At 73.6% G+C, this 17191-nt stretch carries 19 protein-coding genes; 10 read left to right on the top strand and 9 right to left on the bottom strand.

Going from position 1 to position 17191, the window contains the following annotated elements; translation table 11 throughout:
- Window positions 1-103: 103 nt before the first annotated feature.
- The 4 genes from BM290_RS12590 to BM290_RS12605 are packed head-to-tail and all read right to left on the bottom strand — an operon-like array spanning window position 104 to window position 4621.
- Window positions 104-796 carry a VOC family protein gene (locus tag BM290_RS12590; protein ID WP_093613316.1) on the bottom strand — a complete coding sequence of 231 codons (693 nt, stop codon included), beginning with the start codon at window positions 794-796 and terminating at the stop codon, window positions 104-106.
- Between the two features lie 2 nt (window positions 797-798).
- A complete protein-coding gene (locus tag BM290_RS12595) occupies window positions 799-1731 on the bottom strand; it encodes a phosphotransferase family protein (RefSeq protein ID WP_093613318.1) in 933 nt (310 codons plus the stop codon).
- Window positions 1732-1773: 42 nt separating this feature from the next.
- Entirely contained in the window at window positions 1774-3810 is a 2037-nt protein-coding gene (locus BM290_RS12600; RefSeq protein WP_093613320.1) for a S9 family peptidase, read from the bottom strand.
- Window positions 3746-4621: a helix-turn-helix transcriptional regulator gene (locus BM290_RS12605; protein WP_093613322.1), complete on the bottom strand. Its 876-nt coding sequence runs from the start codon at window positions 4619-4621 to the stop codon at window positions 3746-3748. The genes BM290_RS12600 and BM290_RS12605 overlap by 65 nt, the downstream gene beginning before the upstream one ends.
- 88 nt (window positions 4622-4709) lie before the next feature.
- Here BM290_RS12605 and BM290_RS12610 point away from each other — a divergent pair, with 88 nt between their 5' ends.
- Both BM290_RS12610 and BM290_RS12615 read left to right on the top strand, forming a co-directional pair.
- A complete protein-coding gene (locus BM290_RS12610; protein ID WP_093613324.1) occupies window positions 4710-5690 on the top strand; it encodes an NAD-dependent epimerase/dehydratase family protein in 981 nt (326 codons plus the stop codon).
- Window positions 5691-5738: 48 nt separating this feature from the next.
- On the top strand, window positions 5739-6485 hold the full coding sequence (locus tag BM290_RS12615) for a hypothetical protein (RefSeq protein WP_093613326.1): 747 nt from the start codon (window positions 5739-5741) through the stop codon (window positions 6483-6485).
- On the opposite strand, the gene BM290_RS47245 is transcribed toward BM290_RS12615, so the two are convergent.
- Complete coding sequence (locus tag BM290_RS47245; protein ID WP_143133723.1) at window positions 6486-6914, bottom strand: DUF2262 domain-containing protein; 429 nt, start codon at window positions 6912-6914, stop codon at window positions 6486-6488.
- Window positions 6915-7131: 217 nt separating this feature from the next.
- Between BM290_RS47245 and BM290_RS12625 the strand changes: the two genes are divergently transcribed.
- Together BM290_RS12625 and BM290_RS12630 are read left to right on the top strand one after the other, a co-directional pair.
- Window positions 7132-8415: an MFS transporter gene (locus BM290_RS12625; protein ID WP_143133724.1), complete on the top strand. Its 1284-nt coding sequence runs from the start codon at window positions 7132-7134 to the stop codon at window positions 8413-8415.
- Window positions 8416-8513: 98 nt separating this feature from the next.
- The gene (locus BM290_RS12630) at window positions 8514-8990 is read left to right on the top strand and encodes an HIT family protein (RefSeq protein WP_093613330.1); all 477 of its coding nucleotides are present in this window, start codon (window positions 8514-8516) and stop codon (window positions 8988-8990) included.
- A 9-nt stretch (window positions 8991-8999) separates the two neighbouring features.
- Here BM290_RS12630 and BM290_RS12635 read toward each other — a convergent pair whose 3' ends face one another.
- From BM290_RS12635 to BM290_RS12645, 3 genes are all read right to left on the bottom strand, one after another.
- Window positions 9000-9638, bottom strand: a complete 639-nt coding sequence (locus BM290_RS12635; protein WP_093613332.1) for a DUF4241 domain-containing protein — start codon at window positions 9636-9638, stop codon at window positions 9000-9002.
- Between the two features lie 146 nt (window positions 9639-9784).
- Window positions 9785-10132 (bottom strand): hypothetical protein, encoded by a 348-nt coding sequence (locus BM290_RS12640; RefSeq protein ID WP_093613334.1) that lies wholly within the window; start codon window positions 10130-10132, stop codon window positions 9785-9787.
- Between the two features lie 22 nt (window positions 10133-10154).
- Complete coding sequence (locus tag BM290_RS12645; protein WP_093613336.1) at window positions 10155-12731, bottom strand: DUF6493 family protein; 2577 nt, start codon at window positions 12729-12731, stop codon at window positions 10155-10157.
- A 134-nt stretch (window positions 12732-12865) separates the two neighbouring features.
- On the opposite strand from BM290_RS12645, the gene BM290_RS12650 reads away from it, so the two are divergent.
- From BM290_RS12650 to BM290_RS12670, 6 genes are all read left to right on the top strand, one after another.
- Window positions 12866-13747, top strand: a complete 882-nt coding sequence (locus BM290_RS12650; RefSeq protein WP_093613338.1) for a fructosamine kinase family protein — start codon at window positions 12866-12868, stop codon at window positions 13745-13747.
- A gap of 81 nt (window positions 13748-13828) precedes the next feature.
- On the top strand, window positions 13829-14332 hold the full coding sequence (locus tag BM290_RS12655) for a hypothetical protein (RefSeq protein WP_093613340.1): 504 nt from the start codon (window positions 13829-13831) through the stop codon (window positions 14330-14332).
- A gap of 43 nt (window positions 14333-14375) precedes the next feature.
- Complete coding sequence (locus BM290_RS12660; RefSeq protein WP_143133725.1) at window positions 14376-14834, top strand: hypothetical protein; 459 nt, start codon at window positions 14376-14378, stop codon at window positions 14832-14834.
- Window positions 14835-14955: 121 nt separating this feature from the next.
- The gene (locus tag BM290_RS48265; RefSeq protein ID WP_177319681.1) at window positions 14956-15111 is read left to right on the top strand and encodes a hypothetical protein; all 156 of its coding nucleotides are present in this window, start codon (window positions 14956-14958) and stop codon (window positions 15109-15111) included.
- Between the two features lie 12 nt (window positions 15112-15123).
- Complete coding sequence (locus BM290_RS12665) at window positions 15124-16317, top strand: PP2C family protein-serine/threonine phosphatase (RefSeq protein WP_093613736.1); 1194 nt, start codon at window positions 15124-15126, stop codon at window positions 16315-16317.
- Window positions 16314-17012 carry a lysophospholipid acyltransferase family protein gene (locus BM290_RS12670; RefSeq protein ID WP_239143477.1) on the top strand — a complete coding sequence of 233 codons (699 nt, stop codon included), beginning with the start codon at window positions 16314-16316 and terminating at the stop codon, window positions 17010-17012. Before BM290_RS12665 ends, BM290_RS12670 begins: the two co-directional genes overlap by 4 nt.
- Window positions 17013-17023: 11 nt before the next feature.
- Here the strand turns inward: BM290_RS12670 and BM290_RS48270 are convergent, their stop codons facing one another.
- A complete protein-coding gene (locus tag BM290_RS48270; protein ID WP_177319682.1) occupies window positions 17024-17179 on the bottom strand; it encodes a hypothetical protein in 156 nt (51 codons plus the stop codon).
- Between the last annotated feature and the right edge of the window lie 12 nt (window positions 17180-17191).

A 17191-nucleotide genomic window follows, 5' to 3' on the forward strand; every position in this document is an offset into this window, starting at 1 on the left:
CTCACTCGGCGGACGGTTGTTCCGCCCGTATCCGACCGTGACCGGCCGTCGTCGCAGAGCCGTGGCCACTGAGTTTCGGTCCGGTTGTCGTCGTCCGGAGCCGTCAGAGGGCGGTCAGGATCCGGAAGTCGTTGCCGTCCGGGTCGGCGAGCCGCACCCAGCCGGGGCCGTCGGCGAGGTGGGTGGCGCCGAGGGCGATCAGGCGGCGGGTCTCTCCCTGATCGGAGGCGACGAGGTCGTACGACCACCGGTTGCGGCCGTGGCGCGGCTCCAGCGGCGGCCCGCCCCAGGTGATCTTGGGACCGCCGGCCGGGGACTGGATCGCGGTCTCCTCGTTCTCGTCCCACACCAGCGGCCAGCCCAGCGCCCGCGCCCAGAAGTACCCGACCGCCTGGCTGCCGTCGCCGGCCAGCGCCCCGACGAACCCGCACCCGGCGAGGAACCCGTTGCCCGGCTCGATCACGTCGAACTCGTTGCCCTCCGGGTCGCCGAGCACCACGTGGTCGACGTCGCCCTGCCCGATGTCGAGGTGCCGGCCGCCGAGGGCGAGCGCCGTGGCGACGGTCCGCTCCTGGTCCTCGACCGACGTGCTGGTCAGGTCGAAGTGCATCAGGTTCGCGGCCGTCTTCGGCGCCTGCTCCGGCCGGAACCGCATCCGGAACCCGCTGCCACCGCCGATCACCACCCCGTCGTACGGGTCGTCGACAGGCTGGTGGCCGAGCATCCCGGCCCAGAAACCGGCGAGGCGGGCCGGGTCCCGCGCGTCGACGCAGAGCGCGTACAGATCGAGGGGCATCGTCATGTCCGATCGTCGAGAAGGCCGGGGCAGCGGGTCGCCAGCCAGGCGAGCAGCGCTTTCGCCTGCGCCCGCTGGAAGTCACGGACGGCCGGCGCGGCCGGGGGCGGCGGCTGCAGCGACCGGCTGACGAAGAGCCCGGCCGCGGCGACCAGGACGGTGTCGACGTCGTCGCGGTCGGCGGAGGCGGTCAGGGGATGCCGGTCGAGCAGGGCTTCCACGTCGACGCCCTGCATGGCCAGGCTGGGGGTCATCAGCACCAGATCGAACCAGGCCGCGCCGGTGCACGCGTTGGGCCAGTCGACGACGCGGACGCCCGCGCCGGTGCGGATCATGTTGTCCAGGCGCAGGTCACCGTGGACGAGAGCGGCGCCGCCGGCGGCGTGCGGCCAGCGCTCCTCACGGGCGGCCAGCACCACGATCGAGGCGCCGCCGAGCTCCGGATAGGCGGCGACGACGGCCGGCCACGTGCCGGCCGCCGCGATGTCGCGCCATCCGGAGAAGTCGTCGGCGTACTCGTCGGCGATCCGCGGCAGGCCCTCCGGTCCCGGGATCGCACCGAGCGCGGCCACCGCGTCCATCACCGCGCCGAGGTCGGCGAGCTGCGGGGTACGGCCGTCGACGTGCTCGAAGACCATGACGATCCAGTCGCCGTCGTCGTGCCACCACAGCAACCGTGGGCTGGGCGCCTGCGGGGGCAGCGCCGCGGCGACCTGCGCCTCGCGACGGTACGCCCCGGCGACCTCGGACGTGCCGCGGGAGATCGCCTTGACGAAGAAGCGGGCGCCCGAGTCGCCGGCCACGGCCGAGGCCACGCCCGGGGTGAAGCCGCCGGGCGCGCTCGCGATCTCGTGCAGCGGGGTGCCCACGGCGGCCTCGGCACGGCTCCGGAGCGGGGCGGGGATGTCGGTCCACCGGAGCCGGGTCACGTTCATGACCCGGCACGGTACCGCCGTGTCCCCGGCCGGGCATCGGATTTACCCGATGCCGAGGGACTGGCGCAGGAAGGCCAGCTCGAACTCCCACAGGCCGTCGGCGATGCCCATGTGGGAGGCGCCGGGCAACGGCAGGACGGTGTGCGGTCGGCCGGCGGCCAGCAGCGCGGCGGACAGTTTCATGGTGTGGACCGGGAGGACGTTGTCGTCGACCAGGCCGTGGATCAGCAGCAGCGGGCGGCGCAGGCCGGGGGCGTCGTCGATCAGGGACGACTGGGCGTACATCGCCGGGTTCTCGGCCGGCAGGCCCAGGGTGCGCTCCTGCCAGTGCGAGCTGTAGAGCAGCATGTCGGTGACCGGCGCCCCGGCGATGCCGGCGTGGAACACGTCGGGGCGGCGCAGCACGGCCAGCGCGGCCAGGTATCCGCCGGCCGACCAGCCGCGGATGCCGACCCGGCCGAGGTCGAGGTCGTAGTGCTCGGCGGCGGCGTGCAGGGCGTCGACCTGGTCCTGCAGGCGGGGCGCCGGGTGGTCGTCGCCGCGGGCGCGGTCCCACGCGGGGCCACGGCCGGGGGTGCCGCGGCCGTCGGCGATGATCACGGCGAAGCCCTGGTCGGCGAACCACTGGGACGCCCAGTAGCGGGATCGGGCGGCGACGGCGCGCTGGGCGGCCCGGCCGCCGTAGGGGTCCATCAGCACCGGCAGGGCGCCGCCCTGGTATCCGGCCGGCAGCAGCACCGCGGTGCGCAGCTCGCGGGCGCCGAGGCGGTGCAGGCGCGGCTCCGGGATCACCGGGGGGACGGCGGCCAGGCTGGTCAGCGGGCGGCCGTCGACGGTGACGGTCTCGGCTTCGAGGGTGCGGGCGTCGACCACGGTGACCCCGCCGCGGCGACGGCCGTCGTGCAGGCCGGGGACCGTGGTGACCTGCCGCAGCGACCCCGGCGACCAGGTCCACAGGTCGCGGGAGGCCGGGTCCTGGAAGGCGGCGAACAGGACGGTGTCGCCGTCGATCGACAGGATCCGGTCGACCTGCAGGCCGGGCGGGGTGACCGGCTCGCCGTCGACGGTGAGCCGGCGGGTGTCGCCGTCCTCGACGGTCCACAGCAGCGCGCCGGACGCGGTGTGGGCGGGCAGGCCGGAGACGATGGTCGTCCAGTCCGGGGCGGTGTCCTCGTGCCGGAGCGTGGTGCGGCCGGTGGCCGGGTCGACGGCGAGGATCCGCATCACGGTCTGCGGGCGGTTCTGGACGGTGACCAGCAGGGCGGTGGCGTCCCAGGTGACCCGGGTGACGTATTCGAAGGCCTTGCGGTCCCAGTCGACCTCGACCCGGGTGCCGTCCAGGCCGATCACGTGCAGGCTGACGTCGGCGTTCGGGGTGCCGGCGGCCGGGTAGCGCAACGCGGTCGGCGGTTTCTCCGGGTGGGCCGGGTCGCTGATGTGCCACACCTGCACGGGGCTGTTGTCGACGCGGGCGGCGATCAGCGACCGGCCGTCCGGCGCCCACCAGTAGCCCTCGAACCGGTCCATCGACTCGGACGCCTCGTGCTCCGGCAGGCCCCAGGTGACCTCGGGGCCGTCCGGTTCGGCGAGCGGCCGGTCGTCCTTGCCGTCGCGCCCGATCACCCGCAGCTCGTCGTCGTGGACGTAGGCGATCCAGTGGCCGGTCGGGTCGATGCGCGCCTCGGCGACCGGTTCCCGCGCGCCGACCTCGGTGACCTCGCCGGAGGACACGTCGGCCACGAACAGCCTCATGTCGAGGGTGAACGCGATCGTGCGTACCGCCGCATCGGTGTTGAAGGCGCCGATCCCCGCGGACCTGTCGCGGGCCCGCTCACGCCGCGCCCGTTCCCGGTCGGACATCTCGCCGGCGCCGGCGGCGCCGAGCGCCGCCGCGTCGGCCAGCAGCCGTTCCTCGCCGGTCGCGACGTCGTAGGTCCAGAGACTGGCGATCGGGTCCTCGCCGCCCGGGGTGCGCAGGAAGTGGACCCGCGAGCCGTCCGGGGCGATCGCGAAGTTACGAGCCAGACCGAGTGTGAACCCCTGGGTGCGGGCGACCTGCCCGGGAAATGTGTACGCCATTCGCATACTCTGCCGCAAATGTTGCGAGGAGTGTGAGCTTGTCGGCGGCTTCGCTCCCGGCATCCGCGTGGTAGATCACCAGCATGATCCCGTCGGTGCCGCTGACCAGCAGTTTCTCGCGGTTGAGGACGAGTTCGCCGACCTGCGGGTGGGTGAAGGTGATGACCGCTCCGGCGCGGGGGCGCACGTCGTGGCGGGCCCACAGTTTCCGGAAGAGCGGGCTGGCGAGGGACAGCTCGCCGACCAGCTCGATGAACCGGGGGTCGTCGGTGTCCGTGCCGACCGACTCACGGAACCCGGCGACGAGGTACGCGCAGGCCTGCTCCCAGGCGGGGAAGAGCGCCTGCTCGGCCTCGTCGAGAAAGACGTCGCGCAGCCGGTTGCCGCCGGTGACGAGCCTCGGTGACAGGGCGGTGGCCAGCGGGTTCGCCGCGAGCACGTCGAGGCAGCGGCCCTCGACGAAAGCCGGCAGCGGCAGGGTGGCGACGAGTTTCGCGGTGCCCGGCGGCAGCGTCTCCCGGCGTGGCCGCCGCCGGCGGGGTTTCGGGCCGGTGAGGCTGAACAGGTAGGCGCGGGTGTCGTCGTCGAGACGCAGCACGCGGGCCAGCGCTTCCAGGACCTGCGGTGACGGGTTGAGGTCGCGGCCGCGTTCCAGTCGCAGGTAGTAGTCGGCGCTGATGCCGGCGAGCATGGCGACCTCCTCGCGGCGCAGGCCGGCGACCCGGCGCACGCCGGTCACCGGGATCCCGGCGTCGCCGGGGGTCACGAGTTCGCGGCGAGCCTGCAGGAAGGCGCCCAGTTCCGATGGCATGCCACCACGGTAGGTCGCGGCGCGGCCGGCAGAGGGGGTCCTGTCAGGGCTCTGGCTGTGGCCGCACGGCCGCCGGATCGTTGTCGGCATGACTCAGCGTGTTCTCGTCACCGGCGGTTCCGGATTCATCGCCGGTCACTGCATCCGGCTGCTCACCGATCAGGGGTATGAGGTACGTGCCACGTCACGGACCGCGGCGCCCGGCTTCGTGCGGGCCGATCTGCTGTCCGACGACGGCTGGGCGGCCGCCGCCGACGGCTGCGACTACGTGCTGCACGTGGCGTCGCCGGTACGGCCGGGCCATGTCGTGGACGAGGACGACCTGATCGTCCCCGCCCGGGAGGGGACGCTGCGGGTGCTGCGGGCGGCCCGCGACGCCGGCGTGAAGCGGGTGGTGCTGACGTCGGCGTTCCATGCGGCCGGTTTCGGTCATCCGCACACCGATCACGTGTTCACCGAGGACGACTGGTCGGTGCTGGACGGGCCCGGCATGGACGCGTACGGGCGCAGCAAGGTCCTCGCCGAGCGGGCCGCCTGGGAGTTCGCCGCACGGGAGGGCCTGGAGCTGACGACGATGCTGCCGGTCGCGGTGATGGGCCCGGTGCCGTCCGGCGGGACGGTGTCCGGGGCCAACCACATCGTGCAGCGGATGCTCGGCGGCGACATGCCCGGCTTCCCGGACCTGCACATCCCGATCGTGGACGTGCGTGACGTGGCGAGCGCCCACGTGGCGGCGATGACCGCGGACGGGGCGGCCGGCGAGCGGTTCCTGCTGTCCAGCGGCCCGGTCGTGCCGTTGCGGGAGATCGGCGCGCTCCTGCGGGCGCATCTCGGCCCGGCGGCGGCGCGGGTCCCGACCCGCACCCTGCCGAACGTCGTCGTCCGCCTCGGCGCCGTCTTCAACCCGCAGCTGCGGGCCTTCGCGGGCGAGCTCGGCCACGTCAAGAAGATCTCCAACACCAAGGCGAGGCGCGTCCTGGGCTGGGAGCCGAGGCCGTCCAGCGAGGCGATTCTCGCCGCGGGAGAGACCTTGGCGGTACGGTCCGCGCCTCCCGTCCGCGCGCAATAGGCGGTGTCGTACCGGCGGGCCCTGGCGTCGATGGCTCATCATCGGGCAGTGACCGACAGTGACCTGTTCGCCTCGTTCGCTCCGGACGAGCGTGTGCTGCTGGCCTGGGTGGCCCCGCAGCTCGACGCCGCCGCGATCGGCGCGATGGCCGTGGCCGACCACGGCGCCCGCGCCGACGAGTACCGGCGGGCGCTCGACGACCTGGCACACAGCCGGTGGCTGCCGGACGAGATCGGCTGGATGCCCGGCTCGGTGCTGACCCTGACCCGGTCGCACGATCCGGCCGGGCAGCGGGACCACGTACGACGGCTGTTCGTCTGCACCCTGCTGGTCCGGGCGTCCACCCCGGACGCCGACCCGGTGGACTCGCTGGCCCCGCTGCTCGACTCGGCGCTGGAACTGGGCGGGCCGGCCCGCGACGCGTCCCTGCGTTTCCTGGCCTGGTGCCGCCTGGAGCTGCCGGGTGACTGGCGTGACGACCCGTCGTCGCCGATGTTCCTGACCCTGGCGGTGTTGCTGCTGACGGCGCGTCCCGAGGTGGCCGCTGTCCTGGTCGAGGAGCTGGCCGCGGTGCTGGCCGACCCGGACCTGCCGTGGCGGCGCCGGCCGCGGTCGCCGCTGTTCGCCCGTCGCGCCGGCGACGACGGCGGCGCCCGGCGGCTGTGGTCCGATCTGGTGACCCGCTGCCTGGTGGACGATCCGGCGGTCACCGATCCCCGGCTGGCCACCCTGGGCAGAGCCCTCAGCGGCGACACCGGCACGCCGATCGACGAGCTGCGGGCGCTGTTCCGCTGATCAGCCGGCGATCTGGGCGTCGGTCACCGTGCCGGACTCGTCGATCCAGGCGCGGATGGTGTGGCCGCCGAACATCTCGTCGTCGTCGAAGTAGACCTCGACGTCGCCGTCGCTGCCCGCGGTGACGCAGCCGAGAGTGAGGCGGCGGGCGAACTCGGCGCCACTGACGACGGACTCGCCGTTCTCCCAGACCTCCACCTCGTCCGGTCCCTCCGGCGCGAAGACGTACGCCAGCTGGGTCGCGACCCGCCGGGCGAAGTCGTCCAGGTCGCCGATGGTCGTGCTGACCCGCTGGGCGACCGCGAGCGCCGTCTCCGCGTCGTCGACGTCGAGGACGATCGCCACCTCCCCGAGTCGCCCGGAGAAGTCGAACCCACCGTCGGCGCGCCGCAACTCACCGAGCGCCGTGTGCACCGTCGAGATCGCCATGAGCCTCGCTCCCGTCCGTCTCGGATCCTCCTCCGCCGCAGCGCCCGCTGCTCGTCCTGCCGGCGCGACGACCACCGTCGACACGAACAGAACCAGACCCGCCACGCCGATTCCACCCTCCACCTGATCCGCCGTGTCGGTTAGGGTGGTGTCGCGAGTTGACGTCCCAGTCCGGCCTGTCTGGCGGCTCGCGGTGTGATGCCGCTGGAGTTCCGCTGTGCGTACGGGTCGTGTGTTCTTTCGTCGTGTCGTTCCGTCTGCCTCCGCGTGGTCGCGGTATCGGCGGGCGCTGTCTCTGGGCCGCCGGTTCTTCGCCGGCGCGGCGGTGGCCCGTCTGGGTGTGGCGATGTCCGGGCCGGCGGTGTTCTGGGCGGTCCAGGGCTCGTCCGGGTCGTTCGGGCGGGCCGGCGCCGCCACCGGCGTGTTCGCCGTCGCGGAGGCGCTGGCCGGGCCGCAGATCGGCCGCCTGGTCGACCGGTGGGGCCAGCGCCGGGTGATGCCGGTGGTGACGGCGGTGTTCGCCGTCGCGGCGCTGCTGCTGATCGTGGCGTGCGGCCGGCCGGGGCCGGCCTGGTCGCTGATCGTGCCGGCGGCGGCGGTGGGCGCGAGTGTGCCGGCCGTGGGCGCGCTGTCGGCGGCCCGCTGGCGGCACGTCGCCACGGCCCGGGGCGGCGACGACGTGTCCGGGCTGCCGGCGGCGGCGCTGTCGCTGGAGGGCGCCGTCAACGACGCGGTGTTCCTGGCCGGCCCGGTCCTGGTGACGACGGTGAGCACCGTCCTGGCACCGTGGGCCGGCCTGGCGGTGGCGGGGTCGCTGGTGGTCACCGGGATGGTCGTGCTGCTGTCCGACACCGGGTCCGCGCCGTCGCCGGGCGGCGGATCGCGGGGGCTGCTGGTGGATCGTCGGCTGCTGAACCGCCGTTTCGCCGGCCTCGTCGCCGCGAACCTGGCGCTCGGTTTCTTCTTCGGCGGCATCGGGGTGGCGATCACCGCCTTCGCGTTCGCGCACCGGGCCGAGGCGCTGTCGGGCCTGATCACCGCGGTCGCCGGCGGGGTGAGCCTGGTCGCGGGCCTGGTCTACGGCGCGGTGGCCCCGGCACGTCCGGCGCGGGTGATGCTGGCCGCCGGCGGGATTCTCACGGTGGGTTGTGCGGCGTTGTCGTTCGCGCCGGGTGTCGCGGTGATGTTCGCCGGCTGCGCGCTCGTCGGTGGCTGTGTGGCGCTGGTGCTGATCCCCGGCGCGATCCTGTTGCAGCGGGCCGCCGCGCCGGAGGTCTACACCCAGGCGATGACGTGGATCAACTCGGCGAGCGCGCTCGGCATCGCGGTCGCGGCGCCGCTGACCGGGGTGGTGGCCGAGCATCACGGCTGGGCGGCCGGTTTCCTGGCGCTGGCCGCTCTGACGGCGACGCTGCCGGTCACGGTCGCGGCGCTGGGCCGTGCCGGGCGGCGATCGCGGCGGCCCGCCGGCGCACGGCGGCGCGCGACGCCGGTGGGGTGAGGGCGTCCGCGCCGGCGCCGGGCTGCCACACGGCGACTGACCCGCCCGCCGCTCCTGCCGGGGTGGCCCGGCACGAGCGGCGTCGATACGTTTCCCTGATGTTCAACCACGAGCCGGACGACTACATCTGTCCGTTCTGCCGCCTCGTCGCGGGCCTCGACGACGTGCGCAGGATCAACGACCCGCGAGATGTGGTACGCCGTACCCAGCTCGCCACCGCGTTCGTCTCCCCGCGCTGGTGGCCCCGCAATCACGGGCACGTGCTGGTGGTGCCGAACGCGCACCACGAGAACATCTACGACCTGCCGCCGGCGTACGGGCACGCCGTCCACGATCTGGCGCGGGAGGTCGCGATCGGGATCCGCAGCACGTACGGCTGTGCCGGCACGTCGGTGCGCCAGCACAACGAGCCGGCCGGCAACCAGGACGTCTGGCATTATCACGTGCACGTCTATCCACGGTATTCCGGCGATGATCTGTACCGGTCACAGGCGTTGAGTGATTTGCCGTCCGTCGAGGAGCGTCTCGTCTATTCGGATCGCCTGCGTGCCTTTTTCGCGGGGCAGGAGGCGTAGCCCGTACCGCTAAAGGGACGGAATCACCAGGAAATCGGTGACGAATCCGCAGACCGTCCCGTCGGCGGCGAAGCCGACGAACGTCGGATAGACCCCGTCGCCCCAGCCGGCGGTGACGGTGATGACGTTCGCGCCGGTGACCTGGTCGACGACGCCGTCGACCGGTGCCGGGCCGGGCGGGATCCGCGCCGGGACGAAGACCTCGTCGAGCTGGTCGAAATCCCAGTCGGCCAGCGCGGCGACGGCGGACAGGTCGGCGAGCGTGCCGACCCCGGCGTCGACCGGATAGCCGAAATAGCCGTCGGCGTCGAGGACACCGACGTCCTGACCCTCGTTCAGGGCCATTTCCCAACGCACCACAGGCTGATCACTGACGGTCAGAGCCAATGCGGCGGTACGGTGGTCGGGCGCCGCGTCCGCCCGGCTGATCACGGCCACCCAGGCGGTCAGCGGATAGGCGCCCGGCGCCACGGTGACGGTGAACGCCTCGGCGCCGCCCGCCGACGTGAGCGGATCACAGGCGGTGATCTCCCCGGTCGGCGCGACGACGGTGCCCACCGGCCGGCGCTCGACGACGTAGGCGATGCCGTCGGCCTCGAACCGCGCTCCCTCGGTCAGGATCGCGTCGAGATCAGGCGAATACGGCACACGTCCTCCAGCCCTCGGCAACCCCGCCGAAGATCATTCTTCCACGTCATGGGCCCGCTGGCCGCCGGCGGAGAAGCTCCCCGAGGGACCCCCGCCGCCGGGTCCGCGGGCCCGGGCCGGTGTCCGCCGCGCGACGTGGACCCGGCCTACGGCTCGCCCGCCCGCGCCGGGCTCTCCCGGCTCAGATAGCGGACCGGCTTGCCGAGCGACTCCGCATAGGCGATCTCCCGCCGGGTCGACTCCCCCAGGTAGCCGCCCGGATCCACGATGTACACCTCGTCCGCCATGCGGATCTTCTGGAAGTGCACGGCGCCGAGCCGCTCCTTCAGCTCCGAGCTGTCGGCCGCCCAGTCGTGGCCCGGCAGGTCGGGAAGCCGGAACATCCCGAGGCTGATCACGACGGACCCCTCCATCGTGAGCCGCTGGTTGACCTCGGCGAACGCGGCCTCGAACCGGGTCGAGCCACAGAGCGTGACAACCTTGGCGTCCTCCATGGGGTTCATGATGGCCGCGTCCTCACGGAGCCGCGAGGGCCTGGCGCAGCCGCCGGGCCTGTTTCACCGTCTGCGAGGCGCCGGGGCCGGCGGCCAGTTCGGCCAGGCCGGGCACCTCGCCGGTCGCGCTGATCCGGACGGCGCAGTCCGCGGCGAGCAGCAGGACGCCGCTGAGCTTGCGGGGGCGTTTCGGCAGGGCCAGCAGCGCCGGGAGCGCCGCCCGCAGCACCTCCCACACCGGGCGGTACGCACCCGCGGCCGCCACCTCGGTCAGCACGGGCACGATGTCGGCCATCTCGTCGTGCCACGTGCTCCACCGGCCGATCTGCTCGCCGCACCACTGCGGGTCCAGTTCGCCGCGCGCGTCGGCCTGCAGCAGCGCGTCGACCACGGCGGGCCGGTGTGCCCGGCCGGTGGCGACGATCGCGCAGGCGAGCACCATGCTGAGCCGCCGGCCGGCCGGCCCGTCCGCCTCGATCAGCAACGGCAGGTCGGCCAGGTAGTCATCGAGGTGGACGGAATGGTCCAACGGGTTGGTCAGCTGGTCGGCGAGATACTCGCGGAACACCGGGACGACCGCCACCCACTCCGGCAGCGAGGCGCGCACGAAGTCGGTCCCGGAGTGCCAGGTGGCGTCCAGCGTCTGGTCCAGGTGCCGGAACTCCGGGGTGAACCCCAACCGAAGGGCAGGCAGCGCGGTACGGGACCCGCCGTCCCGCCCCGCGTGCAGGCCGCCGGTGGCCAGCCAGGAGGCGAGCCGGTCCCCGTCCGGGGTGCCCAGTCCGGCAGCCGCGGCAGCGAGCCTGTCCCGTTCCGCGGGCTCGGGCAGGCGGGCCCGCAGCAGAGCCTGGTCGAGATCGAGAGGCCCGGCCCGCAGGCCCAGCCGTGCGTATCCGGCGAGACGGTCGACGAGGACGTCGGCGGACAACGCCCCGGTGCTCCAGCCGGGTGTGGACAGCAGGAACGGCACCGGCTCGGTCGACAGCCGGCGCGCGGCCTCGTACCACCGCGCCTCGGAAAGGTATTCGTAAAGACACGGAATGCAGCGTGCGTGGTCGGAGCGCCCCTCCATCGGGCGGGGACCGGCCGGCACGTCGCCGGCCGTGATCTCGCCGAGGGCAGCCTTGATCAGCTCGTGGAGGCCGGCGGGGAGCCAGTCGTGCCGGCGGGCCACGGGCGCGAGGCGCTCGGCGAGAGCCGACCGGTCCCGGTGGGCGGCACGGATCAGGCCGTCGACCGCCCGTTCCCGGTCCACGGGCGCCGGCTTTCGTGAGCCGAGCAGCGCGGCGATCTCCTCGACCGCCTCGGCCACGCTGTCCGGCGCGGCAGCGACCGGGCGGGGCGACGACACGGTGACCGCCGGCGTCCCCGGTTCGCTGGACGGGGTGACGGACGTGCCGAGCACGGCCGCGGCTCGCTCCCGCAGGTCCGGCGCCAGCCCCGGCAGGGCGTCGGCGAGCTGCCCACGGACGTCGTCGCCGACGGTCGTGAGGTGCCGGGCCACCAGCTTCCACGCCTGCTCCTGCACGGTCGTGTCGGCGTGCCCGAACGCGGTGGCGACCGCGGGCAGCAGCTCGGCGGCGTCCCCGGGGGTGCGGCGCAGCGCTTCGGCGACCAGTTTCAGGTGGCCCCGGACCAGGGTCTTCTCCGGCCGGGCCAGCACGGCGTACGACGTGTCGGCCAGCAGAGCGGCGCCGAGCCGTCCGGCGTCCAGCAGCCGGCGCAGGGTGTCGACGGCACGGCCGGCGGTCGGCGGATCCGCACGCTCGGCCAGCCCCGCCCAGTCGGGGGCCCGCTCGGCCAGCTCGTCCTCGGTCGGCTCCAACTCGTCCAGCAGTTTCTGGAACCCGCGGATCTCGGGTATCCGCCCGCCCCGCATCAGCCCTTCGACGCAGCGGTCGATCAGGGCCGCGCGGTCGACGTCACCGGTCCCGGCCAGCGCGACCAGCGTCGCCCGCCACGGCTCGGACTCGTTGAGGTACGCCGCGAAACCGGCAAGGCCGAAAACCCGGGGCAGAAACCCGGCGGTGTACGGGTCGGCACGGAACGCCTCAGCCATGTCCCTCTGGTAGGCGCCCTCCTGGAAGCGCATGTGGTGGGCCAGGCAGAGCTCCCGGTCCCGGTGCCGTTTGCTCAGCGCCCATTCCAGGACGTAGCCGTCGTCGGGCGCCGGCTCGACGCCGGCCATCCACAGCAGGTCCCGCGCCACGCGGTAGAGCTGGTCGTTCTCGTGGCCACTGAAGCACCAGTCGGCCGACCGTCGCACCGGCACCGCGGCGGCGACACGGCGCCCGGTCTCGGCGAGCCAGGCGGGTTCCCGGCCGTCGAAGACCTCCAGCTGCCGGCCGGTCCGGTCCCGCTGGCGCCACAGGGTGATCAGGGCTTTCGCGGCCTCCGCGGGGGTGGTCCGGCAGCCGAGCACGGCGTACGCGACAGCGATCCGCACCTCCTCCGGATCGTCCGCGGTGAGGGCCTTCCCGGCCGCTTCCAGTGGCCGGCGCGCGGCCCGTCTGCCCGCGTCGTCCATGGTCGCCAGCATGTCGAGGACACGGCTGACGTCGCCTCGGGCAGCCGCCTCCGTGAGCGTGGCGGCGCTCATCGCCGGTCCGCGCGGGCCGGCGCCGAGGGATCTGCGCCGGACGGCCGGTGCTCCATCACGATCATCCCGGCGAGGGTAGCGGAAACGATCACGGCCCGGTCGGCGACCGTGACGGAGGCTGCGACGATGAAGCGATGTCCCCGACGACTCTCCTCGCCGAACGGTTGCTGCGCGCCGGGATCCGTGACGTCGTCTCCGTCGAACCGGTGAGCGGTGGCCTCGCCGCGATCGCCGGCCTGGCCGTCCGCGAGGACGCGCCGCCGGTCTTCGTGAAGACCTTCGACGAGGCGCCCGGCGCCGACGCCTTCGTGGCGGAGGCCGACGGCCTGGCGGCGCTGCGGGACCTCGGCGGTGTGGCGACACCCGAGGTCGTCGTGGCGAACCACGAGCTGCTCGTGCTGTCGCTCCTGCATCCGAGGCCGCACGAGGAGGCGTTCTGGGAGCGGTTCGCCCACACGCTCGCCCACCTGCACAGCAGCACCGTTCATCCGCGTTTCGGGTGGCACCGCGACAACTGGCTGGGCCGCCGCCGGCAGTCCAACACGTGGACCGCCGACGGTTTCGTGTTCTTCGCCGAGCACCGGCTGCTGCGCTGGTTGTCCGAGCCGCGCGTCGAGGCGGCGCTCACCCCCGCCGACCGGGTCGCGCTGGAACGGCTGTGCCACCGCCTCCCCGAGCTGCTGCCCCAGCGTCCGGCCTGCCTGACCCACGGCGACCTGTGGTCCCAGAACGTGCTGGCCACCGCCGACGGCCGGGCGGCGCTGATCGACCCGGCCGTGTCGTACACCTGGCCCGAGGTGGACCTGGCCCACCTCTGGACCACCGCGCCACCACCGGAGTCGCACCGCTTCTTCGACCTCTACGCCGACCTGACCGGCCTCGACACCGACTGGCGCGCCCGCATGCCGATCATCCAGCTGCGCCAGCACCTGGCGGTCCTGGCCCAGTTCGACGACGACTGGGGCGCCGCCGAGACGATCCGCGCCACACTGTCACCGTTCCGCCCGGCCACCTGAGCCGCCCTCGTGCCGACCCCGCCACCCGACGTGCCTCGAATCGAGTCGACGGATCTCCGAGCGGCCGGATACCGTCGCTCGGTGAATGATCTGGGCCGGTACCGCTACGTCGGTCCGGCGGAACTCGCCGGCGACGATCCGCCCGTGGGCGCGGTCGTGGTCGGTTCCAGCGCTGTTCTCGACCGCTGGCCGGCCGGCGGCAATCCGGACGAGCCGGTCACCTTCGTCGTGGCGCTCGACGGGTCGCTGCGCATAGCGCCACGCCGCAGTGAGCACGTGGCCCTGGCAGGCGGCCGGGACGTACTGGCTGCGGGCGAGATGACGTTCACCCGCGAGGGCGGCCGCTGGACGGTCGCGGAGGTGACCAACCAGTCGACCGGTTACTGCCCCGACCCGGACTGCTGGCCGGCGGTGCGCAGAGCACTCGACCACCTCGGGCTCGACCACCCCGGCGCCTTCACCACCGAGATCGTCTTCCGCCGATGCCCGTCCTGCGGCGAGCGCAACATCGTCCGCGACGGCGACTTCACCTGCGCCCTGTGCGACAGCGCCCTGCCGCCGGCCTGGAACTTCCCGCCCGCCTGATCCGGCCGGCCCATGGTTGCGGCGGACGCGGGAGGATGGTGCCGTGTTTCGGTTGGAACGAGGTGTGACAGGTTTTCGATCCGGCCGGGAGCCGGACCTCCCGCCGGTTGCGGCCCGCACGTTCAGAGGTGCTTGCCACGAGGCCGCACGCGCCGCGGATGGCACCGTCGAACAGGTCACCGAGAGCGCCTATCCGCGGAATTTCCACTCCGCCGTGATCCGGGCGCCGAGCGGCCGGCTAACGGTGCTGTGCAACGACTCGTACCCCTGGGTCGCCTTCGCGGAGGGGGTCACCGGCGACCTCGACCCGAAAGCCTTCGCTGACCCGCCGTCATGGGCCGGCACGTTCACCGGGGCCGGATTCGTCGTCATGAGCCGCCGGCTGCTCGCTTCGCCCCTCGACGCCGTGGACACCGGCGCGCTGGGAACGGCGGAGCGGCTGCAGATCGATTCATGGCGCCCTCCAAACGTCGGCGAAACGGTCTTCAACTCCTGGGACTGACGCCCGCCGGCTGGTCTTTCGCGGCGGCGGACGTGGCGCCGCTGAGGGCCGGTGCCGCTGGTCACGTCACCCGACCTTCCCGGTAGGGCCGCGACCAGGGTGGCGTAGGTCGTGGCGCTCAATGTCACGGCCGGCCGTGGTGTGGCTGCGCCGCCTGCTCCTCGACGTGGCGGTCGCCGTCGAGGACCACCCTGGTGCGGCGACGCGTCACCCGGGCGCGGAGACCCGGCGTGGACCGATCGGGTACCCCGGGGCGCCTTTTCCGGCCGGGACGTGAAGGATGGGGGTGATGCTCGAATCGATGGAGGCCGTGCGGCGGCTCATGGACCTGCGGCACCGGGGCCGGGCCGAGGACCTGCCGGCCGTGCTGACGGAGACCGCGCCGCTGCTGGACGCGCGGTCCGCGACCGTGCTGCTGGCCGACTACGGGCAGGTCGGATTGCATCCGCTGCGGTCGGCCCGCGACGTGTCCGCGCCGCTGGAGGTGGAGGCCACACTCGCCGGGCGGGCGTTCATCACGTCCGAGCGGCAGTGGAGCGACACCGGTGACGGCGGGGTGCTGTGGCTGCCGCTGCTGCACGGGGCGGAACGGCTCGGGGTGCTGGAGCTGCAGGTCAAGGACCATCCGACGGGTGCGGCGCTGCACGACCTGGAGATCATCGCGGCGCTGGTGGCCGAGCTGATCGCCAGCCGGCGGTTCTACGGCGACGCGGTGGAGCACACCCGGCGGCGGCTGCCGATGCAGCTGGCGGCGGAGATCATCTGGAATCAGCTGCCGCCGCTGACGTACGCGATCGACGGCACCCGGGTCGCCGCCGTCCTGGAGCCCTGCTACGACGTCGGCGGGGACGCCTTCGACTACGCCGCCAACGCCGACGTGCTGCACGTGGCGCTGTTCGACACGGTCGGTCACGGGATCAGCGCCAGCGCGCTGACCACGCTGACGCTCAACACGTACCGTAATGCTCGCCGTTCCGGTCTCTCCCTGACCGACACCTGCCGGTCCATCGACAAGTGGGTACGCGCACAGTATCCGGGGGCGTTCGTGACGGCGCTGCTGGCCGAGCTGGACATGGCGACCGGCCGGTACCGGCGGATCAGCGCCGGGCATCCGGCCGAGATCTTCCTGCGCGCCGGCCGGGCGCTGCCGACACTGCCGACCCCGAACGCGCTGCCGCTGGGCCTCGGCCACATGGTCTCGCGGCCCCCGGCGGTCGTCGAGGAACACCTCGAACCCGGCGACACCCTGGTCCTCTACACCGACGGCATCACCGAGGCGCGGGACGCGTCCGGCACGCTGTTCGGAGTCGAGCAGCTGACCGCGTTCCTGCTGCGCACCCTCGGCGAGGGCACGGCCGCGGCGGAGACGATGCGGCGCCTGATCCACACCATCGTGTCGTACGAGGACGGCGAGCTCCGCGACGACGCCACCGCCGCGATGCTGCAGTGGCGTGCCGCCCGCACCGGAGAGAGTGGATCGTGAGGACAACCCCATCGGTCTCACCGATGTACCGCCTGGTCATGGTGGCAGCCGGCCCGATCGTGCGCTGGTGGGGCCGGCTGGAGGTGACCGGGCTGGACCTGCTGCCGTCGCAGGGCCCGACGATCGTCCCGGCCAATCACGACAGCGCCTGGGACCCGTTCGTCATCGCCGTCGCCGCCCGCCGCCGCCGGCAGATCCAGGCCCTCGCGAAGGCCTCGCTCTGGAAGAATCCGCTGCTCCGGTGGGTGCTCGACGGGATGGGGCAGATTCCCGTCCGCCGCGGGCAGGCCGACACGGACGCGCTCGACGCCGCGGTGCGGTGCCTGTCCACCGGCGGCTGCCTCGGGATCTTCCCGGAGGGCACCCGATCGCAGGGTCGGCTGCTTCGTGCCCGTAGCGGGGTCGGCCGGCTCGCCCAGGCCGTTCCGCAGGCCCGCATCGTGTGCGCGGCGGTCACCGGGACCGTAGACATCGCCCGTTTCCCGCGCCGCCCGCGGTTGACGGTGACGTTCTTCGAACCCACGCCGGCCCCGCCGTCGCCCTCGCCGGAGTCCGCGCTGGAGCTGGCCGCCAGGCTCACCGCCGAGCTGCGCGCCGTCGCACCGGTGGCGCCGGCCGGACGGCGCTCCGGACCAGATGGGAAGCCCTCCGGCTCGACGGGGAAGCCGGCGGCAGGCGACACCGGCCGAGAGTGAGACCGCCGTCATCACCACGGCCGGCGCCACCGCCGAGTCCCCGCCGCCGGGGCCGGCCGGCGGGAGACGGCGGCGCCGAGGGCGAACCGGCTGAACCCGAGGACCGTGATGACGGCGCCGGTGGCCTCGCGTACCTCGGCCATCGCCGGGGCGGCGGCGTTGCCCATGACGCCCTGCCG

The sequence above is a fragment of the Actinoplanes philippinensis genome (assembly GCF_900113015.1).
GTDB lineage: Bacteria > Actinomycetota > Actinomycetes > Mycobacteriales > Micromonosporaceae > Actinoplanes > Actinoplanes philippinensis.